Origin of the sequence: Kitasatospora phosalacinea (genome assembly GCF_030268885.1) — a bacterium.
Classification (GTDB): domain Bacteria; phylum Actinomycetota; class Actinomycetes; order Streptomycetales; family Streptomycetaceae; genus Kitasatospora; species Kitasatospora phosalacinea_C.
Map to the genome: position 1 here is coordinate 245,883 of NZ_BSSA01000006.1, position 19,725 is coordinate 265,607.

A 19,725-nucleotide genomic window follows, 5' to 3' on the forward strand; every position below is an offset into this window, starting at 1 on the left:
ACCACGGGCCTGGGCCCCGTTCCGCGCGAAGCGGGACGGGGCCCCGGCCCGTCGGTGGCGTCAGCCGGTCAGCCGGTCAGCCGGCCAGCGCCCGCAGCGCCTCGTGCGCGCTCTGGGCGAAGCGGCGCCGCCCGGTGGCGAGCGGCCCGGCCAGCGCGACCAGGCCGGTCTGCGCGGTCCGGTCGAAGCCCACGAAGGCGGTGCAGCGGCCGGTCGAGCCGCTGTGGAAGACCACCTCGCGGTCCGCGGCGTCCCCGGCGGAGCGGTGGTGCCAGCTCAGGCCGATCCGCTGCCCGAAGCCGCGCCGGGCGACCCGGGGCAGCGACACCTCGCGCAGCGCGGTCCGCAGGCTGGCCGCCGCGCCGGTCCGCTCCGGGATCGGCACCGCGTCCACCGAGAGGTGGGCCTGCAGGTAGCGCAGCATGTCGTCGGCGGTGGAGCGCAGCGCCGCCGCGCCGGGCAGCGCCGGGACCTTGAACGAGGGGATCCAGCGGCCGCGCCGGTAGCCGGTGGTCTCGTCCCGGCCGGTGCCGCAGGAGGTGTCGACCAGGCCGAGCGGCTCGCAGACCCGCCCGGTCAGCAGTTCCTGGTAGCGCTGCCCGGCGGCCCGCTCCAGCACCAGGCCGAGCAGTCCGGCGCCGAGGCTGGAGTACCGCACCCGGGTGCCGGGGGTGCCGCGCACGGGGGTGCGGGGCAGCGCCCGCAGCAGGTGGGCGGCGCTGAACGTGGCGTACGGGCTGGTGAACCAGCGGGGCACCGCGGCGGGGGCGAGGCCGACCGGCAGCCGGGGCAGTCCGGAGGTGTGGGTGGCCAGGTGCAGCAGGGTGATCGGGCGCTCGTGCGGGTAGCCGGGCAGCACCTCGGCGGGCAGGTAGCGGTCGATCGGGTCGTCGTAGCCGACCTCGCCGCGGGCGACCATGTCGGCGAGCAGCAGCGCGGTGAAGGTCTTGGTGACCGAGCCGAGTTCGAACCGGGTGTCGGCCCGCACCGGGCGTTCCCCGGCCCGGTCGGCGTAGCCGCGGCAGGCCACGGTGCGCTCGGTGCCGCGGATCACCGCGACGGCGATGCCGCCCTCGGGCGCGGCGGCGGCGAACAGCGGGCGCAGCAGGCGTTCGAGGTCCGGGTCGGTTAACGGGGGCTGGGCGGTGCCGGCGCCCACGCCTCCTCTCCCCTGCGGACCCACGGTCTGCACCGGTATGGGTTCGGTTTCCTGACTGGGCATCGGTTCCTCCAGGTCGGGGCGGGCGGCCGGGGGCGGCGGCCCGCTTCTGCGCCCGACCCTAGGAACGCGGCGGGTCGTCCGCATCCGGCCGAACCCATCCGGGTCAGCGCGCCGGGGCCCGGCCGCCCGTCCCCCGGCAACCGCCATAAAGTGGGGCGAACCGACTGCCCGCTCGTCACGCACCGTAGGATGTCAAGGAAGCATCAAGAAACCTGAGGCGCGCCGGGAAGTCTGGTCGGCACTGCACCACCCGTGTGTCCGCATGCCGCCCGCCCCAGGAGGTCCCCCGCCGTGGCCAGCCCGTCCGACGACCGCCGCAGTGTCGACGACCGCCGCCAGTTCCTCGGCCTGCTGTCGCTGCCCGAACGCCGCTACCTCACCGACGCGCTGCGCACCGAGACGGTCGGCGGCGTGCTGCTGCTGGTGGCCGCGGCGGTCGCGCTGCTCTGGGCCAACCTGTGGCCGCACGCGTACGAGGCGGTGCTGGAGTACACGGTCGGGCCGAGCGGGCCGCTGCACCTGGACCTGTCGCTGGAGGCCTGGGCGCAGGACGGGCTGCTGACGGTCTTCTTCTTCGTGGCGGGCATCGAGCTGAAGCGCGAGTTTGTGGCCGGGGAGTTGCGGACGCCGAGCGCGGCGGTGCTGCCGGTGGTGGCGGCAGTGTGCGGGGTGCTGCTGCCCGCGGTGCTGTTCACGGTGATCAACGTGGCGGCGCCGAACGGGCACCCGGCGGGCTGGGCGATCCCGACCGCGACCGACATCGCCTTCGCGCTGGGCGTGCTGGCGGTGGTGGGCAGTCACCTGCCGTCCGCGCTGCGGGCGTTCCTGCTGACCCTGGCGGTGGTGGACGACCTGATCGCGATCCTGATCATCGCGGTCTTCTACTCGTCCGGGATCGAGTTCTGGGCGCTGGGGGCGGCGCTGGCGGGGCTGGTGCTGTTCTGGTTCCTGCACCGGCGCGGGGTGCACGGCTGGTGGCTGTACGTGCCGCTGGCGGTGGTGATCTGGGCGCTGATGCACGAGAGCGGGGTGCACGCGACGGTGGCGGGCGTGGCGATGGGCCTGCTGCTGCGCTGCCACCGCGAGGAGGGCGAGGAGCACTCCCCCGGCGAGCACATCGAGCACCTGGTGCGGCCGTTGTCGGCGGGCTTGGCGGTGCCGGTGTTCGCGCTGTTCGCGGCGGGCGTGCCGGTGTCGGCGGAGGTCCTGGGCGAGGTGTTCACCCAGCCCGCGCCGCTGGGCATCGTGATCGGCCTGCTGGTCGGCAAGTCGGTGGGCATCTTCGGCGGCACCTGGCTGGCCGCCCGCTACACCCGGGCCACCTTGAACCCGCAGCTGACCTGGTCCGACATGGTGGCGCTGGCCACCGTCGCGGGCATCGGCTTCACGGTGTCGCTGCTGATCAGCGACCTGGCGTTCCCGGACGACCACCACCTGGCCCAGCTGTGCAAGGAGGCGGTGCTGGTCGGCTCGCTGGCCTGCGCGGTGGTCGGCTCGCTGCTGCTGAAGCGGCGCAACCGGCACTACCGGGAGCTGTACGACGAGGAGAACCGGGACGAGGACGGCGACGGCGTCCCCGATGTGTACCAACGGCAGGGGTGACACGCCCCCGGCCGGGTACCCGGAGTGGTGCCCGACTCGCCGGTAGGGGCATGATGCTGAGCTGACACACACTCGCGTGACGGCCGCTCAGGACGCCTCACCCAGCCCTTCGAACGGAGACCTCCCGATGGCCGCAGGAGCCGTACCCCCGAACGGCCGCACCCCGCACGAGGGCGAGCGGACCGTCGGCGAACTGTTCGCCGACGCCACCGCCGAGCTGTCCAGCCTGGTGCACGACGAGATCGCGCTGGCCAAGGCCGAGATCAAGGCCGACGTGGTGCGCGGCGGCATCGGCACCGCGGCGGGCGTGGTGGCGGGCGTGGTGGCGCTGGCCTCGATCCCGATGTTCTCCTTCGCCTTCGCCTGGGGCCTGCAGGCGCTGGGCATCACCACCGGCTGGTCGTTCGCCATCGTCGGCGGGGCGTACGTGCTGATCGCCCTGCTGCTGGCGTTCCTGATGGTCCGGTTCTTCAAGAAGGTCAAGAAGCCGGAGCGCACCATCGCGGGCGCCCAGGCCACCGCCCAGGTGCTGAAGAACGCCAAGCCGCGGCCGGCCACCAAGGAGGAGATCGACCGGGCGCTCGGCCGGATCCAGTGAGCGGCGGCCGGTAACGGTTGCGTGCGTGCACGAGTGCCGGGCGGGTGCGGGGAGGGCGGGTATGACAGGCTGCGGGTATGTCGTTGGACCAGAAGCCCGTGGATGAGACCACTCCCGCTCCCGTCCCGCCGGTGCCCGCGGAGCCGTGGAGCGTCCGCTCGGCCGGGCCGTGGACGCACCGGGACCTGGCGGCGAACGGGGCGCGCTTCCACATCGCCGAGCTCGGCGAGGGCCCGCTGGTGCTGCTGGTGCACGGCTGGCCCGAGTACTGGTGGGCCTGGCGGCACCAGCTGACGGCGCTGGCCGGGGCGGGCTTCCGGGCGGTCGCGCTGGACCTGCGCGGCATGGGCGGTTCGGACCGCACCCCGCGCGGCTACGACCCGGGCAACCTGGCGCTGGACGTCACCGGCGTGATCCGCTCGCTCGGCGAGCGGCGGGCGCACCTGGTCGGGCACGCCACCGGCGGCACGCTGGCCTGGGTGGCCGCGGTGATGCGCCCCTCGGTGATCCGCAGCCTGACGGTGGTGTCGGCGGCGCACCCGCGGCACCTGCGCCGGGCGCTGCTGACCGACCGCAAGCAGATCGCCGCGTTCGAACACGTGCTGGGCTTCCAGCGGCCGTGGCTCCCGGAGCGCCGGCTGGTCGCGGACGACGGCGCGCTGGTGGGCGAGTACCTGCGGGCCTGGACCGGGCCGAACATGCTGCCCGCCCAGGCGGTGGCGGCGTACCGGAAGGCGATCCAGGTGCCGAGCACCGCGCACTGCTCGATCGAGCCGTACCGCTGGCTGATGCGGTCGATGGCGCGGCCGGACGGCATCCAGTTCGCGCGCCGGATGAAGAAGCAGATCACCGCGCCGGTGCTGCACGTGCAGGGCGCCTCGGACCCGGTGCTGCTGTCGCGGACGGCGCTGGGGGCGGGCGAGTTCGTGTCGGCGCCGTACCGGTGGCGGCTGCTGCCGGGGGTCGGGCACTTCCCGCACGAGGAGGTCCCGGAGGAGTTCACCGCGGAGCTGATCGAGTGGGTCCGGCAGCACGGGGAGGACTGAGCTGCGGGGCCCAACCCGCCACCGTTCCCCCCGAGTTGGTGGCGTTCATATGACAAGTGCATAGGCCAGTCGGCGGCCCCGGACGCGGTTACTCCGGGCGGCCCAGGGGAATCCCTCCGGTATGACCTGGATGCCCGATCGAGAAGCCCAGCCGCGCCGACGCCGCCGTGGCAGCAGCAGCTCGCAGCAGCACGTCCCGCAGCCGGAGTGGCCCTACGAGCCGACCGGGCGGGCGCCACGCAGCGCGGGGTACCGGCTCGGCATTCCGAAGATCATCGGACGGCGCGCCCGCTGGGTCGGCGCCCGACTCCGCCGGGAGGGGTGACACCCGCACGCGGCCCGCACAGGGGCCGGGGCCGGTGCGGAGGAGTCCTCCGCACCGGCCCCGGCCCCGTCGGCGGGCGCTCAGCTCAGGACGGTCGGCGAGATCGCGGTGGACCACAGCAGCAGCGCGAACGTCGCCAGCGTCATCACCGGCACCAGGATCTTGGTCTCCACCTTGTTGCCGGTGCGCTTGATCAGCACGACCTCGTAGCGCTCCTTGTGCGGCCACAGCAGCGGCGAGCCCTGCTTGGTCAGGCAGTCGCCCAGCAGGTGCGCCAGCGTGCCCAGGGCCACCGCGTACGGCAGCCAGCCCGGGGCGCTCGGCAGCCAGTTGAGCATGCCGAAGGTGCCGAGCGCGGCCAGGCCCATCACGGTGATCCAGCCCTGCGGGCCGTCCCCCGGCGGGTGCAGGTGCAGCGCCTTGATCGCCATCGCGAGCAGGAAGAACGTCAGGCCGATGGTGAAGTTCCGGCCGCCGTAGGTGATCCCGGCCCAGCTGCCGCCGCCCATCAGCGCCACGAACAGCAGCGAGTGGGTGGCGTGCCGGTGCCCGCCGGAGACCCAGGCCACGAACTGGCACAGCACCTTGGAGATCGGGCCGAGGAAGTTGGCGATGGTGCCGTCGTGGTGGTCCAGGTCCGGCAGCAGGGCCGCTCCCGCGCACAGCACGGTGCCCATCAGCACGTCCGCCGGCTGCAGGTGCATGCCCATCAGCGGCGGGACGAACGGCGCGGTGGCCGCGAACAGCAGGGCGCCGCTGACCGCGTGCGAGTGACCCATCATGACGTGTGTCCGACCTCCCGGAAGGCTCCTGCCACGGCGGCCCGGTGCGGCCGTTCGGGTGAGCTCGGCCGACGCTACCAGCAGCGACGGACGATCCGTCAGAGTGGTTCCGGCCTCCGGGCGGTCACAGCGCGCAGCCCTCGGTGCTGACCTTCCCGCTCGCGGTGGCGCCCTGCGCCACGTCCTCCCGCACCTCGGCCGCGGTCAGCACGTATCCGGTGTCGGAGCTGTCCAGCGACTTGGCGAACACCACCCCGTACACCTGCCCGTCCGGGGTCAGCAGCGGGCCGCCGCTGTTGCCCTGGCGGACCAGCGAGCGCACCGAGTAGACGTCCCGGACGACCTGGCCGCGGTGGTAGATGTCCGGGCCGTTGGCCTGGATCCGGCCGCGGACGCGGGCGGGCTGGACGTTGAACGAGCCGTTCTCCGGGAAGCCCGCGACGATCGCCGAGTCGTTGGAGCGGGCCTCGCCCGCGAAGGTCAGCGGCGGGGCGTTCAGCTTCGGCACGTCCAGCACCGCGATGTCGCGCTGCCAGTCGTAGCGGACCACCGTCGCGTCGTACAGCTGCCCGGCCCCGGCGACCTGCACGGTCGGCTCGTCGACGCCGCCGACCACGTGGGCGTTGGTCATCACCCGGTGCGGGGCGAACACGAAGCCGGAGCCCTCCAGCGTCTTGCCGCAGGAGGTCGCGGTGCCCAGCACCTTCACCAGCGAACCCTTGGCCCGCAGCACGCCCGGGCTGTTGGCCAGCGCCGGGTCGGGCGGCTCCACCTCGGTGATCGGCTCCTGCTCGAACGGGTTGAACACCTGCGGGAAGCCGTTGCGGGCCAGGTCCTGGCTGAGGTCGGAGAACCAGTTCGGGGCGTCGTCCGGCAGCGCCTCCTGCACCGTGCCGAGCACCTTCGAACTGCGGACCTGCTTGGAGACGGTCGGCAGCGAGGTCCCGGCCAGCGCCGACCCGATCAGCCAGGCCACCAGCAGCATCGACAGCACGTTCACCAGCGAGCCGCCGACCGCGTCCAGGGTCCTCACCTTGTTCCGGCCGATCCGCCCCCGCAGCTTCCACCCGAAGTGCGTGGTGACCGCCTGCCCGACCGCCGCCAGCACGATCACCACCACCACGGCCACCACCGAGGCGGTGGTCCCCGGCGAGAGGTGGTGCAGCAGCAGCGGCAGCAGCTGGACGGCGATCAGGCCGCCGCCCAGGAAGCCCAGCACGGAGAGCGCGCCGACCACGAACCCCTGCCGATAGCCGGACACGGCGAAGCCGAGCGCGGCGGCGATCAGCAGCAGATCCAGGACATTCACCCGAACACCCTCCCACGTCCCGCCGGGCGGGGGACACCGGTCCCCGGCCGTCGCCCGATCGGGTCAACCCCGCGGGCAGCGGGTGCGGGGCGGTTGGGACGGTCTGATCATCCGACCTCGTCAGCGCACTCGTCAGCAGCCGACCGGACGGGGACCGCGGACCGCACCGGGAACGACCGGAAGCGACCGCGGACGACCGAGAACGAGCGACACCGACCGGGAAGCAGGGAGCCGAACCATGGAACAGCCCAGGTGGGACGTGCCGGTGGTGGACCGCACCGAGTTCCAACCGGCCCTGGACGTCCCCCCGCCCGGGCCGCAGAACCGGCTCACCGTGCTGCTGCGCCTGCTGCTGCTGCTCCCGCAGTACGTGGTGCTGTGGCTGCTGTCGATCGTCGCCTTCGTGGTCGTGGTGATCGGCTGGTTCGGCGCGCTGTTCGGCGGCCGGCTGCCGCGCTTCGCCGCCGACTGGCTCGGCGGCTACCTGGCGTACGACACCCGGGTCTACGCCTCCTCGCTGCTGGTCACCGACCGCTACCCGCCGTTCCGGTTCGCGGCCCCCGACCACCCCGTCCGGATCGAGCTGCGGGCCGGCGGGCCGCTGAACCGGCTGGCGGTGTTCTTCCGGCTGCTGCTGGTGATCCCCGCCGCGATCGTCCAGGGGCTGCTGCAGACCGGCTGGTGGGCGCTGTCGTTCGTCAGCTGGCTGGTGGTGCTGGTGCTCGGCCGGATGCCGGGGGCCCTGTTCGGGGCCACCGCGGCGGTGCTGCGCTACCGGATGCGGTTCCAGGCGTACCTGATGATGCTGACCCCCGCCTACCCCAAGGCCGTGTTCGGCGACCCCGTCGACTCCGAGCCGGTCCGCTCCGCGACCCGGCCGCTGGTGCTGACCGGGGCCGCGAAGGCGCTGCTGGTGGTCTACCTGGTGCTCGGGGTGATCGGGTCGGTGGCCGGCTCGGTCACCAACGACCGGAACGGGTACGAGGACGGCTGGGACAGCGTGTCGACCATGGCGCCGCTGCGCCGCTGAGGGCGTCCGGCCGCTGCCCCGCCGGGGGCGGTTCAGCCGCTGCGCCGGGACAGTTCGACGGCCTCCTCGGAGAGCTCCACGACCCGCCGGGTGTCCCAGGGCCGCTCCAGGCCGCTGAAGTGCAGCACCCGGTCGATCACCCCCGCGGTGAACCCCCACACCAGCCGGCCCGCCACCTCGAACGCGGGCCCGGTGAACCCCGACGGGTGGCGCAGCTTCGCCCGGTTCGCCGGATCGGTCAGCTCGGCCAGCGGCACCCGGAACACCGCGCCGGTCTCCGCCGGGTCGACCACCGCGACCGGCGACTCCCGGCGCCACCACCCCAGCACCGGCGTCACCACGAACCCGCTGACCGGGATGTACAGGGCCGGGAGCCGGGCGAACAACTGCACGCCCGACGCGTCCAGGCCGGTCTCCTCCACCGCCTCGCGCAGCGCCGCCGCGAGCGGGCCGCTGCCCGCCGGGTCACCGTCCTCCGGGTCCAGCGCGCCGCCCGGGAAGGACGGCTGGCCCGCGTGCGAGCGCAGGCTGCGGGCCCGCTCGATCAGCAGCAGGTCCGGCCCCGCCGGGCCCTCGCCGAACAGCATCAGCACCGCCGACGGACGACCGCCCTCGGCGGGCGGCAGGAACCGGCTCAGCTGCTCCGGCACCGCCCGCTCGGCCGCGTCCCGCACCGGCAGCAGCCAGTCCGGCAGGCCGTCGCGGACCAGTGCGGGCTGCGGCGTCGTCGTCATGAGGCCTCCTTCGCGGGCTTCGCCGCTGCCTTGGCGGGCTTCGCGGACCTCGCGGGCTTCGCCGCTGCCCTGGCGGGCTCCGCGGACCTCGCGGGCTCCGCGGACTTCGCGGGCTCCGCGGGCTCCGCGGGCGGCAGGGCCTGCGGGTCGGTGTCCGGCAGCGGGTGCCCGACGGCGAGCTCGGCGCGGGCCGCGGCCTCCCCCGGGAAGTCCGCCGGGGGGCGCAGTCGCTGGCCGGGCTGCCCCGCCAGCTCGTACTTCAACAGCTTGCGGGCCTGCTCCGGATCGGTCTCCCCCACCCCGTACGACGGGCACAGCGGTGCGATCGGGCAGGCCCCGCAGGCGGGCTTGCGGGCGTGGCAGACCCGGCGGCCGTGGAACACCACCCGGTGCGAGAGCATCGTCCACTCCGACTTCGGGAAGATCGCCATCACGTCGGCCTCGACCTTCTCCGGATCCTCCTCCGCCGTCCAGCCGAAGCGGCGGGCCAGCCGCCCGAAGTGGGTGTCGACCGTGATCCCGGCGCCGCCGAACGCGTTGCCGATCACCACGTTGGCGGTCTTGCGGCCCACCCCCGGCAGCGTGACCAGGTCCTCCAGCCCGCGCGGCACCTCGCCGTCGAAGCGGTCGCGCAGCGCGATCGACAGGCCGATCAGCGACTTCGCCTTGGCCCGGAAGAACCCGGTGGGCCGGATGACCTCCTCCAGCTCCTCCGGGACGGCCGCCGCGAGGTCCTCCGGCGTCGGGTACTTCGCGAACAGCGCCGGCGTCGTCTGGTTCACCCGCAGGTCGGTGGTCTGCGCCGACAGCACGGTCGCCACCAGCAGCTGGAACGGCCCGTCGAAGTCTAACTCCGGGTGCGCGTACGGATAGAGCTCCGCCAGCTCACGGTTGATCCTCCGGGCCCGCCGCACCATCCCCAGGTGCGTCTCGGGCTTCTTCCGCCCGACCTTCGCGACCTTGCTCTCTGCCATGCACGAAGGCTACGCCGAAGCGGCCGGGCCGCGGCCGGGAATCGGCCGCCGCCCGACCGCTGCGGGGAGGGCGTGGGGTCAGGAGGGACGGGAGCGGAGGGTGAGGAGGGAGGCGAGGGCGCCGAGGAGGGCGAGGGCGGCGGCGCCGAGGAAGGCGGCGGAGAAGCCGTGGGTGAGGGCGGTGGGGTCGGTGAGGTCGCGGGCGCCGTTGGCGGCGGCGACGGCGGTCATGGCGGCCAGGCCGAGGGCGGAGCCGACCTGGTAGGAGGTGTTGACGATGCCGGAGGCGAGGCCGCCCTCGGCGGGGTCGGGGACGGCGAGGGCGGTGCCCAGGGAGGGGATGAAGGCCAGGGCCATGCCGAGGGCGGCGAGCAGCGAGGCGGGCAGCACGTCGACCGCGAAGCTGCCGTCCGGGCGGGCCAGCGAGAGCCAGTACATGCCCGCGGCGAGGGCGGTGAGGCCGGTGACGACCAGGGGCTTGGCACCGAAGCGGGCGATCAGCCGGGGCGCCAGGACGATCATCATCAGCATGATCGCGGCGGTCATCGGGAGCAGCGCCGCGCCCGAGGCGAACGCCTCCAGGCCGAGCACCTGCTGCAGGTAGAGGTTGAGGAAGAACCACATCGGGATCCAGGCCGCGGCCATCAGCAGCTGCGCCAGGTTGGCCCCGGCCAGGTTCGGGCTGCGCCAGATGCCGAGCCGCATCAGCGGTTCGCGGCGGCGGGACTGGAGCAGCAGGAAGGCGGCGATCAGCAGGAGCCCGGCGGCCAGCACCAGCCAGGTCTGCGCCGAGCCCCAACCCGCCTGCGGGGCGCGGACGATCGCGAGGACGGTGACGGCGAGGCCGGTGGTGACGGTGGCCGCGCCGAGCCAGTCGATCGAGCCGCGACGGGCCGCGGCGGCGGGCATCACGGACGGGGTCGCGGCGAGCACGGCCAGCGCCACCGGGACGTTGATCCAGAACACCCACTGCCAGCTGGCGTACTGGGTGATCAGGCCGCCGAGGAAGACGCCCGCGGTGCCGCCCGCCGGGGCGGCCGCCCCGTACAGGGCGATGGCCTTGGGGAGTTCGGCGGGGCGCGGGCCGAAGAGGGTCATCAGCAGGGTGAGCGCCGCCGGGGCGATCAGGGCCGAGCCGGCGCCCTGGACGGCGCGGCCGGCCAGTTCGACCCAGGCGGTGCCGGCCAGGCCGGCCAGCAGGGAGCCGACGGCGAGGACCGCCCAGCCGGTGGCGAAGACGCGCTTGGCGCCGAGCAGGTCGGAGAGCCGTCCGCCGAGCAGCAGCAGGCCGCCGAAGGCGATCACGTAGGCGTTGAACACCCAGGACAGGTTCTCCTGCGAGAAGCCGAGCGCGGACTGCATCTCCGGCAGGGCCACGCCGATGATCGAGGTGTCCATGATGACCATGAACTGGGCGAGGGCGATCAGGGCGAGCGCCGTCCAGCGGCGCGGTGCGGGTGGTGCGCTGAGGTCGGACATGGCCGGGACTCCTCTGGAGATATACCGGGAGGGGGTATGTGGGGGACGGATGGGTGGGCGGGGCGGGACGGAGGGGGGAGGGGTCAGTGCTGGTGGGCCTCGGCGGCGGTGAGGGTGAAGGCCGCGGTGCGGACGGTGCCCTGGTGCCGGAAGTCCAGGAAGAGGCGGTAGTCGCCGGGGCTGGGCGCGGTCGCGGTGAAGTCGACCTCCGGGCCGGGGGCGGTGGCGCCGTCGCCCGGTTCGCCGTCCGGGTGGACGTGCAGGTAGCCGAGGTCGCCGGCCCGCAGGACCACCAGGTGGCCGTACGCCGCGAGGTAGGGGTCGAGATCGGTGACCGGGCGGCCGTCGCGGCTCACGGTGAAGGCGAGGCGGCCGGGCCGGCCCGGGGTGAGGTCGCCGGTGAGGGTGAGGGTGTAGCCGTCGACGGTGACGGTGCGGCCGGTCCGCGGGAGGGCGGCGGGGCGGTGGTCGCCCGCGGCGTGCAGGTCGGCGCCGAGGGTGAGCGGGTCGGTCTCGGCGGCCGGGGTGAAGTCGGCGAAGACCCGGTAGTCACCGGCCGCGGGCAGGTCCGCCGGGGCGGTCCAGGTGCCGTCGGCGGCGCGGACGGGGTGCAGGTGCTGGAAGTCCGTCAGGTCGCGGCTGGCGACGATCAGGTGGAGCTCCTTCTCGTGCGCGGTCCGGTAGGCGGTGAGCGGGTGCCCGTCCGGGGCCAGCACCTGGAAGCGCAGTTCGATGGGGCCGCCTGCCGGGACGACGGTGCGGTCCAGGCGGAGGGCGTAGCCGCGGTCGGCGACCTGCAGGCCGCCGACCCGGTGGTCGCCGTGGGCGGCTGCGGGCCCCTCGCCGTGGGCGGCGTGGGCGGCGGGCGGCTGGGCGGCGCGGGCCGGGACGGGGCCGACCGCGCGGCCGACGCCGTACGCGGCGGTGAAGGCGGCGGCGAGGCCGGTGGCGAAAGCGGTGATCTTGAGGGCGGTGTTCATGGCGTGCTCCCGCGAGTGTGGACGAGGGGTCGCCCCCGGGGCTCCGGGGCGTTCCGACGCAGCGAGTAGATACCCCCAGGGGGTATGTGTCAATCGGGGTGGGAGGGGGAGGGCGGGGCGACCACGCCCGCGCGGGCCGCCATTCGCGCAGGTCAGGGCAGGGATGACGGGGCCCGGAAATTCACCCGGGGACGGCCGGGGTGCGGGGATGCCGAGAGGAGTGCTTGCGCTGCATACCCCCCAGGGGTATAACTGAAGACATCAGCAGATACCCCTACCGGGTATCGAAGAACCACCATGGAGGTTCCCATGTCCTGCTGCTCCACCGACGGCACCTGCTCCACCACCACGACCGCGACCGCCCCGGCCGCCGTCACCACCGTGTTCACCGTCGCCGGAATGACCTGCGGCCACTGCGAGCAGGCGGTCGGCAAGGCCGTCGGCGCCCTGGAGGGCGTGCAGGCCGTCCGGGTCGACGTGCAGGGCGGCCTGGTGAGCGTCGACTCGGCCGCCGAGCTGGACGACGCGGCGGTGCGCGCCGCGGTCGACGAGGTCGGCTACGAGCTGACCGGCCGGGCCTGAGCCCGGCCCCCACCCGTAGGAGTCCGGCCCGCGGCCGGAAGAGACCACGAGGAGCCCTGATGACCACCCAGGCAGCACCCGCCTCCACCGAGGTGGAACTCCGCATCGGCGGCATGACGTGCGCGTCCTGCGCCGCGCGGATCGAGAAGAAGCTCAACCGCATGGACGGCGTCCGGGCCACCGTCAACTACGCCACCGAGAAGGCCAAGGTGGTCGTCGACGGGCCCGTGGAGGTCGCCGACCTGATCGCGACCGTCGAGGCCACCGGCTACACCGCCGCCCTCCCCGAGCCCCCGGCCGCGGCGCCGGAGGCGGAGGGCGCCGGACCGGCCGACGAACTGGCGCCGCTGCGGCAGCGCCTGGTCACGGCCGTCGCGCTGGCGGTGCCGGTGATCGCGATGGCGATGGTCCCGGCCCTGCAGTTCGACAACTGGCAGTGGCTCTCGCTGACCCTGGCCGCGCCGGTGGTCACCTACGCCGCCTGGCCGTTCCACAAGGCCGCCTGGACCAACGCCCGGCACGGTGCCGCCACCATGGACACCCTGGTCTCGGTCGGCACCGGCGCCGCGTTCCTGTGGTCGCTGTGGGCGCTGTTCTTCGGCGACGCGGGCATGACCGGGATGCGGCACGGCTTCGAGTTCACCATCGCCCGCTCGGACGGCTCCTCGAACATCTACCTGGAGGCGGCGGCCGGCGTCACCGCGTTCATCCTGGCCGGACGCTACTTCGAGGCCCGCTCGAAGCGGACCGCGGGCGCCGCGCTGAAGGCGCTGCTGGAGCTCGGCGCCAAGGACGTCACCGTGCTGCGCGGCGGCCGGGAGACCCGGGTGCCGGTGGCGCAACTGGCCGTCGGGGACCGGTTCGTGGTGCGGCCCGGCGAGAAGGTCGCCACCGACGGCACCGTGGTCGAGGGCACCTCCGCCGTGGACGCCTCGATGCTCACCGGCGAGTCCGTCCCCGCCGAGGTCGGCCCCGGCGACACCGTCACCGGCGCGACCGTCAACGCGGGCGGACGCCTCGTCGTCGAGGCCACCCGCATCGGCGCCGACACCCAACTCGCCCGGATGGCCAAGCTCGTCGAGGACGCCCAGAACGGCAAGGCCGCCGCCCAGCGCCTCGCCGACCGGATCTCCGCCGTCTTCGTGCCCGTCGTGATCGCCCTGGCGCTGGCCACCCTCGGCTACTGGCTGGGCACCGGCGAGGGCTGGAGCGCCGCGTTCACCGCCGCCGTGGCGGTGCTGATCATCGCCTGCCCGTGCGCCCTCGGCCTGGCCACCCCCACCGCCCTGCTGGTCGGCACCGGACGCGGCGCCCAGCTCGGCATCCTCATCAAGGGGCCCGAAGTCCTGGAGAACACCCGCAAGGCCGACACCGTCGTCCTCGACAAGACCGGTACCGTCACCACCGGCCGGATGACCCTGCTCGCCGTCCACACCGCCGACGGCACCACCCGGGGCGAAGCCCTGCGCCTGGCCGGCGCCCTGGAACACGCCTCCGAACACCCCATCGCCCAGGCCGTCGCCACCGCCGCCCGGGAACGGTTCGGCGACCTGCCCCCCGTCGAGGGCTTCGAGAACCTCCCCGGTCTGGGCGTGCAGGGCGTGGTCGAGGGGCACGCGGTGGTCGCCGGGCGCGAGGCGCTGCTCGCCGACTGGGCGCAGCACCTGCCGGCCGAGCTGCTGGCGGCGAAGGCCGCGGCCGAGCAGGCCGGGCGGACCGCGATCGCGGTCGGCTGGGACGGGGCGGCCCGGGCCGTGCTGGAGGTCGCCGACGCGGTGAAGCCGAGCAGTGCGGAGGCGATCGCCGAGCTGCGGGCGCTGGGCCTGCGCCCCGTCCTGCTGACCGGTGACAACCGGCTGGTGGCGGAGGCGGTGGCGGCCGAGGTGGGCATCCCCGCCGAGGACGTGATCGCCGAGGTGCTGCCCGAGGACAAGGTGGCCACCGTCCGACGCCTCCAGACCGAGGGCCGCACCGTCGCCATGGTCGGCGACGGCGTCAACGACGCCGCCGCCCTCGCCCAGGCCGACCTCGGCCTCGCCCTCGGCACCGGCACCGACGCCGCCATCGAAGCCGCCGACCTCACCCTGGTGCGCGGCGACCTGCGCTCCGCCGCCGACGCCATCCGCCTCTCCCGCCGCACCCTCGCCACCATCAAGGGCAACCTCTTCTGGGCCTTCGCCTACAACCTCGCCGCCCTCCCCCTCGCCGCCGCCGGACTCCTCAACCCCATGATCGCCGGCGCCGCCATGGCCTTCTCCTCCGTCTTCGTCGTCGGCAACAGCCTGCGGCTGCGGACCTTCAGGGCCCGCTGAGCCCGCGCTCGAACCGACCGGTCCGGCCCGGGGAGCCTCCTCCCCGGGCCGGACCGGTCAGTTTCCGAGAAGCCGCGGCAGCCGCTCCGTTCCTAGGATTGGGGCATCGGCAGGGAGCAGGAACGGGAACGGGAGGACCGGTCATGGCGGAGAAGCACGAGGGTTTCACGGCGGACGAGCGCGCGGCGATGAAGGAGCGCGCGAAGGAGCTGAAGGCGGAGTCCAAGCGGGCGTCGGCGGCGGCGAAGGCGGCCGAGGCGGAGAAGGACCTGCTGGAGAAGATCGCCGAGATGCCCGAGGCGGACCGGGTGCTGGCCCAGCGCTTCCACGAGATCGTCACCGAGGTCGCCCCGCAGCTGGCCCCGAAGACCTGGTACGGCATGCCCGCGTACAACAACGCGGACGGCAAGCCGGTCTGCTTCTTCCAGAGCGCCGCCAAGTTCAAGTCCCGGTACGCGATGATCGGCTTCAGCGACAACGCCAAGCTGGACGACGGCGCGATGTGGCCCACGTACTTCGCGATCGCCGACCTGGGCGAGGCGGAGGCGGCCCGGGTCGCCGACCTGGTGAAGCGCGCGGTGTCCTGAGCCGGAGCGCCGTCGGCCGACCGACCGCCGGCCGACCGACAGCGGTCGCACCCTCAGCGTCCGGCCAGCAGGCCGTTCAGCGTGCCGTAGTCGAGTGCGCCGCCCAGGGCGCCGTACGTGCCGGTGGCGAGCAGTTCGGCGGTGGCCCGGTGGGCGGCGGTGTAGGCCGCCTGGGCGAGGGCGGTGCCGAGGCTGATCCGGCGGACCCCGGCGGCGGCGAGCTCCGCGGCGGTCGGGCCGTCCGGGACGGCCATCGCGTTGACGGGCAGCGGGGAGGCCGCGGTCAGTTCCTTGAGCGCGGCGAGGTCGAGCAGGCCGGGGACGAAGAGCGAGTCGGCCCCGGCCTCGGCGTACGCCTCGGCGCGGCGGAGCAGCTCCGCCGGGCGGTCGGCGGCCGGGCCGATGCCGAACAGGTGGACGTCGGTGCGGGCGTTGACCAGCAGACCGGGCAGTCCGGCCTCGGTGGCGGCCGTCCGGGCGGCGCGCAGGCGGGCGGACTGTTCGGCGGGGGTGAACAGCGGGCCGCCCGGGGCGGTGGAGTCCTCCAGGTTGATGCCGACCGCGCCCGCCGCGACCACCGCGCGGACGGTCTCGGCCACGTCCTCGGGGGTCGGGCCGTAGCCGCCCTCGACGTCGGCGGTCACCGGGACGTCCACGGCGGCGGCGATCCGGCGCACCGCCTCGGCCATCGCCGCCCGGTCCAGGCCCTGCCCGTCGCCGCGGCCCACCGACCAGGAGACGCCGCCGCTGGTGGTGGCGATCGCGGGCGCACCGGCCGCGGCGATCACCGCCGCGCTGCCCGCGTCCCAGGCGTTCGGGAGCAGGAGCGGCGCGTCGGCGGCGGCCAGGGCGCGGAGGGCGGCGGCGTGCTCGGTGGACCGGGCGGGGAGGGTGCGGTTCGGCATGCGGGTCTCGCTTTCCGTGCGGTGCTCGTACGCGGGTGGGTACGGGGTGCGGTTCGTGGCGTGCGGATCGATGGTGCCCCGTCCGGCCGGTCGGCGCCGACCGATTAAGCTGGGGCCGAATCGGACGACGGCGGACGGCGGGGTGACGGGGTGCGGACCGGGTTGCCGCTGTCGGTGGGCGACCTCGCCCTGACCAGGTTCGCGATCTCGCCGATGTGGGAGGTGGTGGCCGCCTTCCGTGCGCTGGCCGCCGACCCGGTGCCCGTGCCGCACCGCCGGTGGGCCGCGCAGGTCCGGCCGCGGCTGGCCGCCGCCGGGCTGGACCGGGGCTGGCTGGCCGAGCTGATCCCGCCGCACGGGCACCTGCCGGACTTCCTCAACCCCGCCCCCGCGGAGCGGGTCACCGACCTGGGCGCGGAGCTGGCGGCGATCCGGGCCACCGACGCCGTCCTGCTCCGGCACGACCTGGAGTGCCTGCGCACCGACCGGGCGGGCGGGGCGAGCGGCGGGCGGGGGGACGGACGGCTGCGGCTGCTGGAGCGCGAACCGGAGCAGGCGCTGCGGCGGATCACCCACGAGGTCGAGGCGTTCTGGCAGCTCGCCCTCGCCCCGTACTGGTCGCGGATCCGCGCGGTGCTGGAGGCGGACGTCCTGCAGCGCGCCCGGCAGGCCGCCGAGCGGGGCAGCGCGGGCATGCTCGGCGAGCTGCACGGGACGGTGCGCTGGGCGGACGGCACGCTGCACCTGTCGGAGCGGCACTGCGCCGTCACCCGGATCGCCACCGGCGCCGGGCTGCTGCTGGTGCCCTCGGTGTTCGCCTGGCCCCGGCTGCTGACCCGCACCGTCTCCCCCGACCCCCCGCAGCTGTGCTACCCCGCGCTGTCCGCCGCGACCGTCTGGGAGCACCGCCCGCGCCCGCGCGCCGAGGCGCTCGCGCCGGTGCTCGGCCGCACCCGCACCCGGCTGCTGGCCGAACTCGACGTGCCCGCCTCCACCACCGAACTCGCCGCCCGCTGCGGGCTCACCGCCCCGGCCGTCTCCCAGCACCTGACCGCGCTGCGCACCGCGGGCCTGGTCTCCTCGCACCGGGCCGGGCGCTGCGTGCTGTACGCCCGGACGGCCGTCGCGGACGGGTGGCTGGAGGCGCTGCCCTAACTCCCTTCGTACGCACGGAGGGTGAGCAGGGCCGCCAGGGTGACGCCCGGGCGGGCCTCGTTCTCGGTGGCGGCGGACCAGCGGGCCCAGTTGATCGGCCAGCCGCCGTCCGGGAGTTGGCGGGAGGCGAGGTGGTCGAGGCCGCGTTCGAGCTCGGCGTCGGTGAACCAGGACCGGGCCAGGCTGTCCGGGTGGGGCGCGTAGTCGTGCGGGAGGTGGAACTCGCCGGGCGCGTAGCCGGGGGCGAGCCGGACCTGCTCGGGGTGCGCCGGGTCGAGCAGCACCAGGTGCTGCTCGCGCACCGACTCGCCCAGGCGGGCGGCCTGTTCGGCGGCCCAGGCCCGGTCGGGGGCGGCGTCCAGGAAGCCGACGGCGGTGATCACCTCGTACGGGTGGGTGGTGCCGATCGCCTCGATCGCGCGGCGGCAGAAGGCCTCCGCACCGGTCAGCCAGGGGTGCCGCAGGCCCGAGCGGAGCAGCGGGGCGGCGATCTGGCCGGTGGAGAGCAGTTCGGCGGGCGGGGCGTCGGTGATCGGCAGGAAGGGCGGGTGCGGGTAGTCGCGCAGGCTCGGCAGGACGGCCGGGACGCCGCCGTCCGGGGTCGTCAACGTGCTGGCCCAGTCGCAGAGTTCGATGCCGCGCGGGCCGTTCAGCGCGCCGGCCTCGGCGAGGACGCGGGCGGCGGCCCCGGCGGCGAGGGGCTGGGCGGCGGGCCCGCGGACGTCCGGCTCCAGGCCGTACGCCCAGCCGCCGTCGGGGGTGCGGTAGGCGTCCAGGGCGGCGAGGACGCCCGCCGGGTCGGGGGCGCCGCCGAAGTGGTGCGCGAAGCGGCGCTGTTCCAGGACCCGGCCCGCCGTCCACAGGTAGTCGGCTGCCCGGTCGATCGTGCTGTCGTCGATGCGTGCCATGACCCGACCGTACGGGCCGGGAAAAACTTCCGCGAGGACCGATGAGTTCCGCCCGGTCGCCGCGTCTGCTCCTGTGACGGCAGCGCGGAGCGCGTGGAACGACGAACGGACGGAGTTGCGGGATGAGCACCCAGGAGAAGGTCAAGGGACCGGCCAGCTACTTCCCCTCCATCGAGAAGAAGTACGGGCGCCCGGTCGCCGAGTGGCAGCAGCTGATCGCCGACTCGCCGCTGACCAGGCACATGGAGCTGGTCGCCTGGCTGAAGAGTGAGTACGGGCTGGGCCACGGCCACGCCAACGCGCTGGTCGCGCACCACCTCGCCGCCCGCAGCAAGTGATCCGAGACACGCACCGAGGAGTGGGAATGACCGAGTAAGCAACCTCCGCCGACGGCACCAGGATCGCCTACCAGGCGACGGGGGCCGACGGCCCGGCCGTGGTGGTCGTGGACGGCGCGCTGTGCCACCGCGCGTTCGGCCCTTCGAGCGGGATCGCGGCCGAACTGGCCGGTGCGCACCGGGTGTTCAGCTACGACCGGCGCGGGCGCGGCGAGAGCGGTGCGGGCGGGCCGTACGCGGTGGAGCGGGAGGTGGAGGACCTGGCGGCGGTCGTCGCGGCGGCGGGCGGCCGGGCGACGCTGCTGGGGCTGTCCTCCGGGGCGGCGCTCGCGCTGCGGGCGGCGGGGGCGGGCATCGGGGTGGAGCGGGTGGTGGCGTACGAGCCGCCGTTCAGCACCTCCGAGGAGCAGCGCGCCCGGTTCGCGGAGTACCGGGCGGGCGTGGAGAAGGACGTCCTGGCGGGCGAGCCGGGCGACGCGGTGGCCCGGTTCATGGCCTTCGTCGGCACGCCCGGGCCGATGGTCGCCCAGCTGCGCGAGTCGCCGGCGTGGCCGGCGTTCACGGCGGTGGCGCCGACGCTGGTCAACGACGCGGAGGTGCTGGACGGGGCGGCGGGCGCGCCGGTGCCGACCGCGCTGCTGGCCGGGCTGCCGGTGCCGGTGCTGGTGGCCGACGGCGAGTTCAGCCCGGCCCTGCTGCGCGACGCGGCCGCGGCGACGGCCGCCGCCGCGGGGGCGGAGCACCGCACCCTGGCGGGGCAGACGCACGAGGTCGCGCCGGAGGTGCTGGGGCCGGTGGTGGCCGAGTTCGTCGCCCGGGGGTGAGCGGCGGGCCCCTCCCCTCCCTTCCCCTCCTCT

19 protein-coding genes and 1 pseudogene are annotated in these 19,725 nt (G+C 74.8%); 11 read left to right on the plus strand and 9 right to left on the minus strand.

The genetic code is table 11. The annotated features are described in order from the left end of the window. Window positions 1-76: 76 nt before the first annotated feature. Window positions 77-1,159: a serine hydrolase domain-containing protein gene (locus QSK52_RS11990; protein ID WP_285735953.1), complete on the minus strand. Its 1,083-nt coding sequence runs from the start codon at window positions 1,157-1,159 to the stop codon at window positions 77-79. A 354-nt stretch (window positions 1,160-1,513) separates the two neighbouring features. On the opposite strand from QSK52_RS11990, the gene nhaA reads away from it, so the two are divergent. From nhaA to QSK52_RS12010, 4 genes are all read left to right on the plus strand, one after another. Beyond that, a complete protein-coding gene (gene nhaA / locus QSK52_RS11995; RefSeq protein ID WP_285735954.1) occupies window positions 1,514-2,824 on the plus strand; it encodes a Na+/H+ antiporter NhaA in 1,311 nt (436 codons plus the stop codon). A 127-nt stretch (window positions 2,825-2,951) separates the two neighbouring features. Further along, entirely contained in the window at window positions 2,952-3,422 is a 471-nt protein-coding gene (locus QSK52_RS12000; RefSeq protein WP_285735955.1) for a phage holin family protein, read from the plus strand. A gap of 77 nt (window positions 3,423-3,499) precedes the next feature. Beyond that, window positions 3,500-4,468: an alpha/beta fold hydrolase gene (locus QSK52_RS12005; RefSeq protein ID WP_435053223.1), complete on the plus strand. Its 969-nt coding sequence runs from the start codon at window positions 3,500-3,502 to the stop codon at window positions 4,466-4,468. Between the two features lie 130 nt (window positions 4,469-4,598). Next, window positions 4,599-4,793 (plus strand): hypothetical protein, encoded by a 195-nt coding sequence (locus tag QSK52_RS12010; RefSeq protein WP_285735957.1) that lies wholly within the window; start codon window positions 4,599-4,601, stop codon window positions 4,791-4,793. Window positions 4,794-4,873: 80 nt separating this feature from the next. Here QSK52_RS12010 and QSK52_RS12015 read toward each other — a convergent pair whose 3' ends face one another. Both QSK52_RS12015 and QSK52_RS12020 read right to left on the minus strand, forming a co-directional pair. After that, window positions 4,874-5,575 carry a metal-dependent hydrolase gene (locus QSK52_RS12015; RefSeq protein ID WP_285735958.1) on the minus strand — a complete coding sequence of 234 codons (702 nt, stop codon included), beginning with the start codon at window positions 5,573-5,575 and terminating at the stop codon, window positions 4,874-4,876. Window positions 5,576-5,699: 124 nt separating this feature from the next. Continuing rightward, window positions 5,700-6,884 carry a MarP family serine protease gene (locus QSK52_RS12020; protein WP_285735959.1) on the minus strand — a complete coding sequence of 395 codons (1,185 nt, stop codon included), beginning with the start codon at window positions 6,882-6,884 and terminating at the stop codon, window positions 5,700-5,702. Between the two features lie 238 nt (window positions 6,885-7,122). Here QSK52_RS12020 and QSK52_RS12025 point away from each other — a divergent pair, with 238 nt between their 5' ends. Then, entirely contained in the window at window positions 7,123-7,914 is a 792-nt protein-coding gene (locus tag QSK52_RS12025) for a DUF4389 domain-containing protein (RefSeq protein ID WP_285735960.1), read from the plus strand. A gap of 32 nt (window positions 7,915-7,946) precedes the next feature. Here QSK52_RS12025 and QSK52_RS12030 read toward each other — a convergent pair whose 3' ends face one another. From QSK52_RS12030 to QSK52_RS12045, 4 genes and pseudogenes are all read right to left on the minus strand, one after another. Next, entirely contained in the window at window positions 7,947-8,648 is a 702-nt protein-coding gene (locus QSK52_RS12030; protein ID WP_285735961.1) for an NUDIX hydrolase, read from the minus strand. Window positions 8,649-8,836: 188 nt separating this feature from the next. Continuing rightward, window positions 8,837-9,622 (minus strand): annotated as a pseudogene (gene nth, locus QSK52_RS12035) (endonuclease III); the annotation flags it as partial. 78 nt (window positions 9,623-9,700) lie between these two features. Continuing rightward, a complete protein-coding gene (locus QSK52_RS12040; RefSeq protein ID WP_285735962.1) occupies window positions 9,701-11,101 on the minus strand; it encodes an MFS transporter in 1,401 nt (466 codons plus the stop codon). A gap of 83 nt (window positions 11,102-11,184) precedes the next feature. After that, window positions 11,185-12,081 (minus strand): hypothetical protein, encoded by an 897-nt coding sequence (locus tag QSK52_RS12045; protein ID WP_285735963.1) that lies wholly within the window; start codon window positions 12,079-12,081, stop codon window positions 11,185-11,187. Between the two features lie 297 nt (window positions 12,082-12,378). On the opposite strand from QSK52_RS12045, the gene QSK52_RS12050 reads away from it, so the two are divergent. The 3 genes from QSK52_RS12050 to QSK52_RS12060 all read left to right on the plus strand — a co-directional run bounded on the left by QSK52_RS12050 (window position 12,379) and on the right by QSK52_RS12060 (window position 15,562). Then, window positions 12,379-12,663 (plus strand): heavy-metal-associated domain-containing protein, encoded by a 285-nt coding sequence (locus tag QSK52_RS12050; protein ID WP_285735964.1) that lies wholly within the window; start codon window positions 12,379-12,381, stop codon window positions 12,661-12,663. Between the two features lie 59 nt (window positions 12,664-12,722). Further along, a complete protein-coding gene (locus tag QSK52_RS12055) occupies window positions 12,723-14,975 on the plus strand; it encodes a heavy metal translocating P-type ATPase (RefSeq protein ID WP_285735965.1) in 2,253 nt (750 codons plus the stop codon). A gap of 143 nt (window positions 14,976-15,118) precedes the next feature. Continuing rightward, window positions 15,119-15,562 carry an iron chaperone gene (locus QSK52_RS12060; RefSeq protein WP_285735966.1) on the plus strand — a complete coding sequence of 148 codons (444 nt, stop codon included), beginning with the start codon at window positions 15,119-15,121 and terminating at the stop codon, window positions 15,560-15,562. A 53-nt stretch (window positions 15,563-15,615) separates the two neighbouring features. Here the strand turns inward: QSK52_RS12060 and QSK52_RS12065 are convergent, their stop codons facing one another. Further along, window positions 15,616-16,467 (minus strand): isocitrate lyase/PEP mutase family protein, encoded by an 852-nt coding sequence (locus QSK52_RS12065; RefSeq protein ID WP_285735967.1) that lies wholly within the window; start codon window positions 16,465-16,467, stop codon window positions 15,616-15,618. 150 nt (window positions 16,468-16,617) lie between these two features. Here QSK52_RS12065 and QSK52_RS12070 point away from each other — a divergent pair, with 150 nt between their 5' ends. Beyond that, window positions 16,618-17,622 (plus strand): ArsR/SmtB family transcription factor, encoded by a 1,005-nt coding sequence (locus QSK52_RS12070; protein WP_285735968.1) that lies wholly within the window; start codon window positions 16,618-16,620, stop codon window positions 17,620-17,622. Here QSK52_RS12070 and QSK52_RS12075 read toward each other — a convergent pair. Further along, complete coding sequence (locus tag QSK52_RS12075; RefSeq protein WP_285735969.1) at window positions 17,619-18,530, minus strand: hypothetical protein; 912 nt, start codon at window positions 18,528-18,530, stop codon at window positions 17,619-17,621. The genes QSK52_RS12070 and QSK52_RS12075 overlap by 4 nt on opposite strands. Before the next feature lie 122 nt (window positions 18,531-18,652). Here QSK52_RS12075 and QSK52_RS12080 point away from each other — a divergent pair, with 122 nt between their 5' ends. Next, the gene (locus tag QSK52_RS12080; protein WP_285735970.1) at window positions 18,653-18,868 is read left to right on the plus strand and encodes a DUF4287 domain-containing protein; all 216 of its coding nucleotides are present in this window, start codon (window positions 18,653-18,655) and stop codon (window positions 18,866-18,868) included. Between the two features lie 98 nt (window positions 18,869-18,966). After that, on the plus strand, window positions 18,967-19,692 hold the full coding sequence (locus QSK52_RS12085; protein ID WP_285735971.1) for an alpha/beta fold hydrolase: 726 nt from the start codon (window positions 18,967-18,969) through the stop codon (window positions 19,690-19,692). Window positions 19,693-19,725 lie beyond the last annotated feature (33 nt).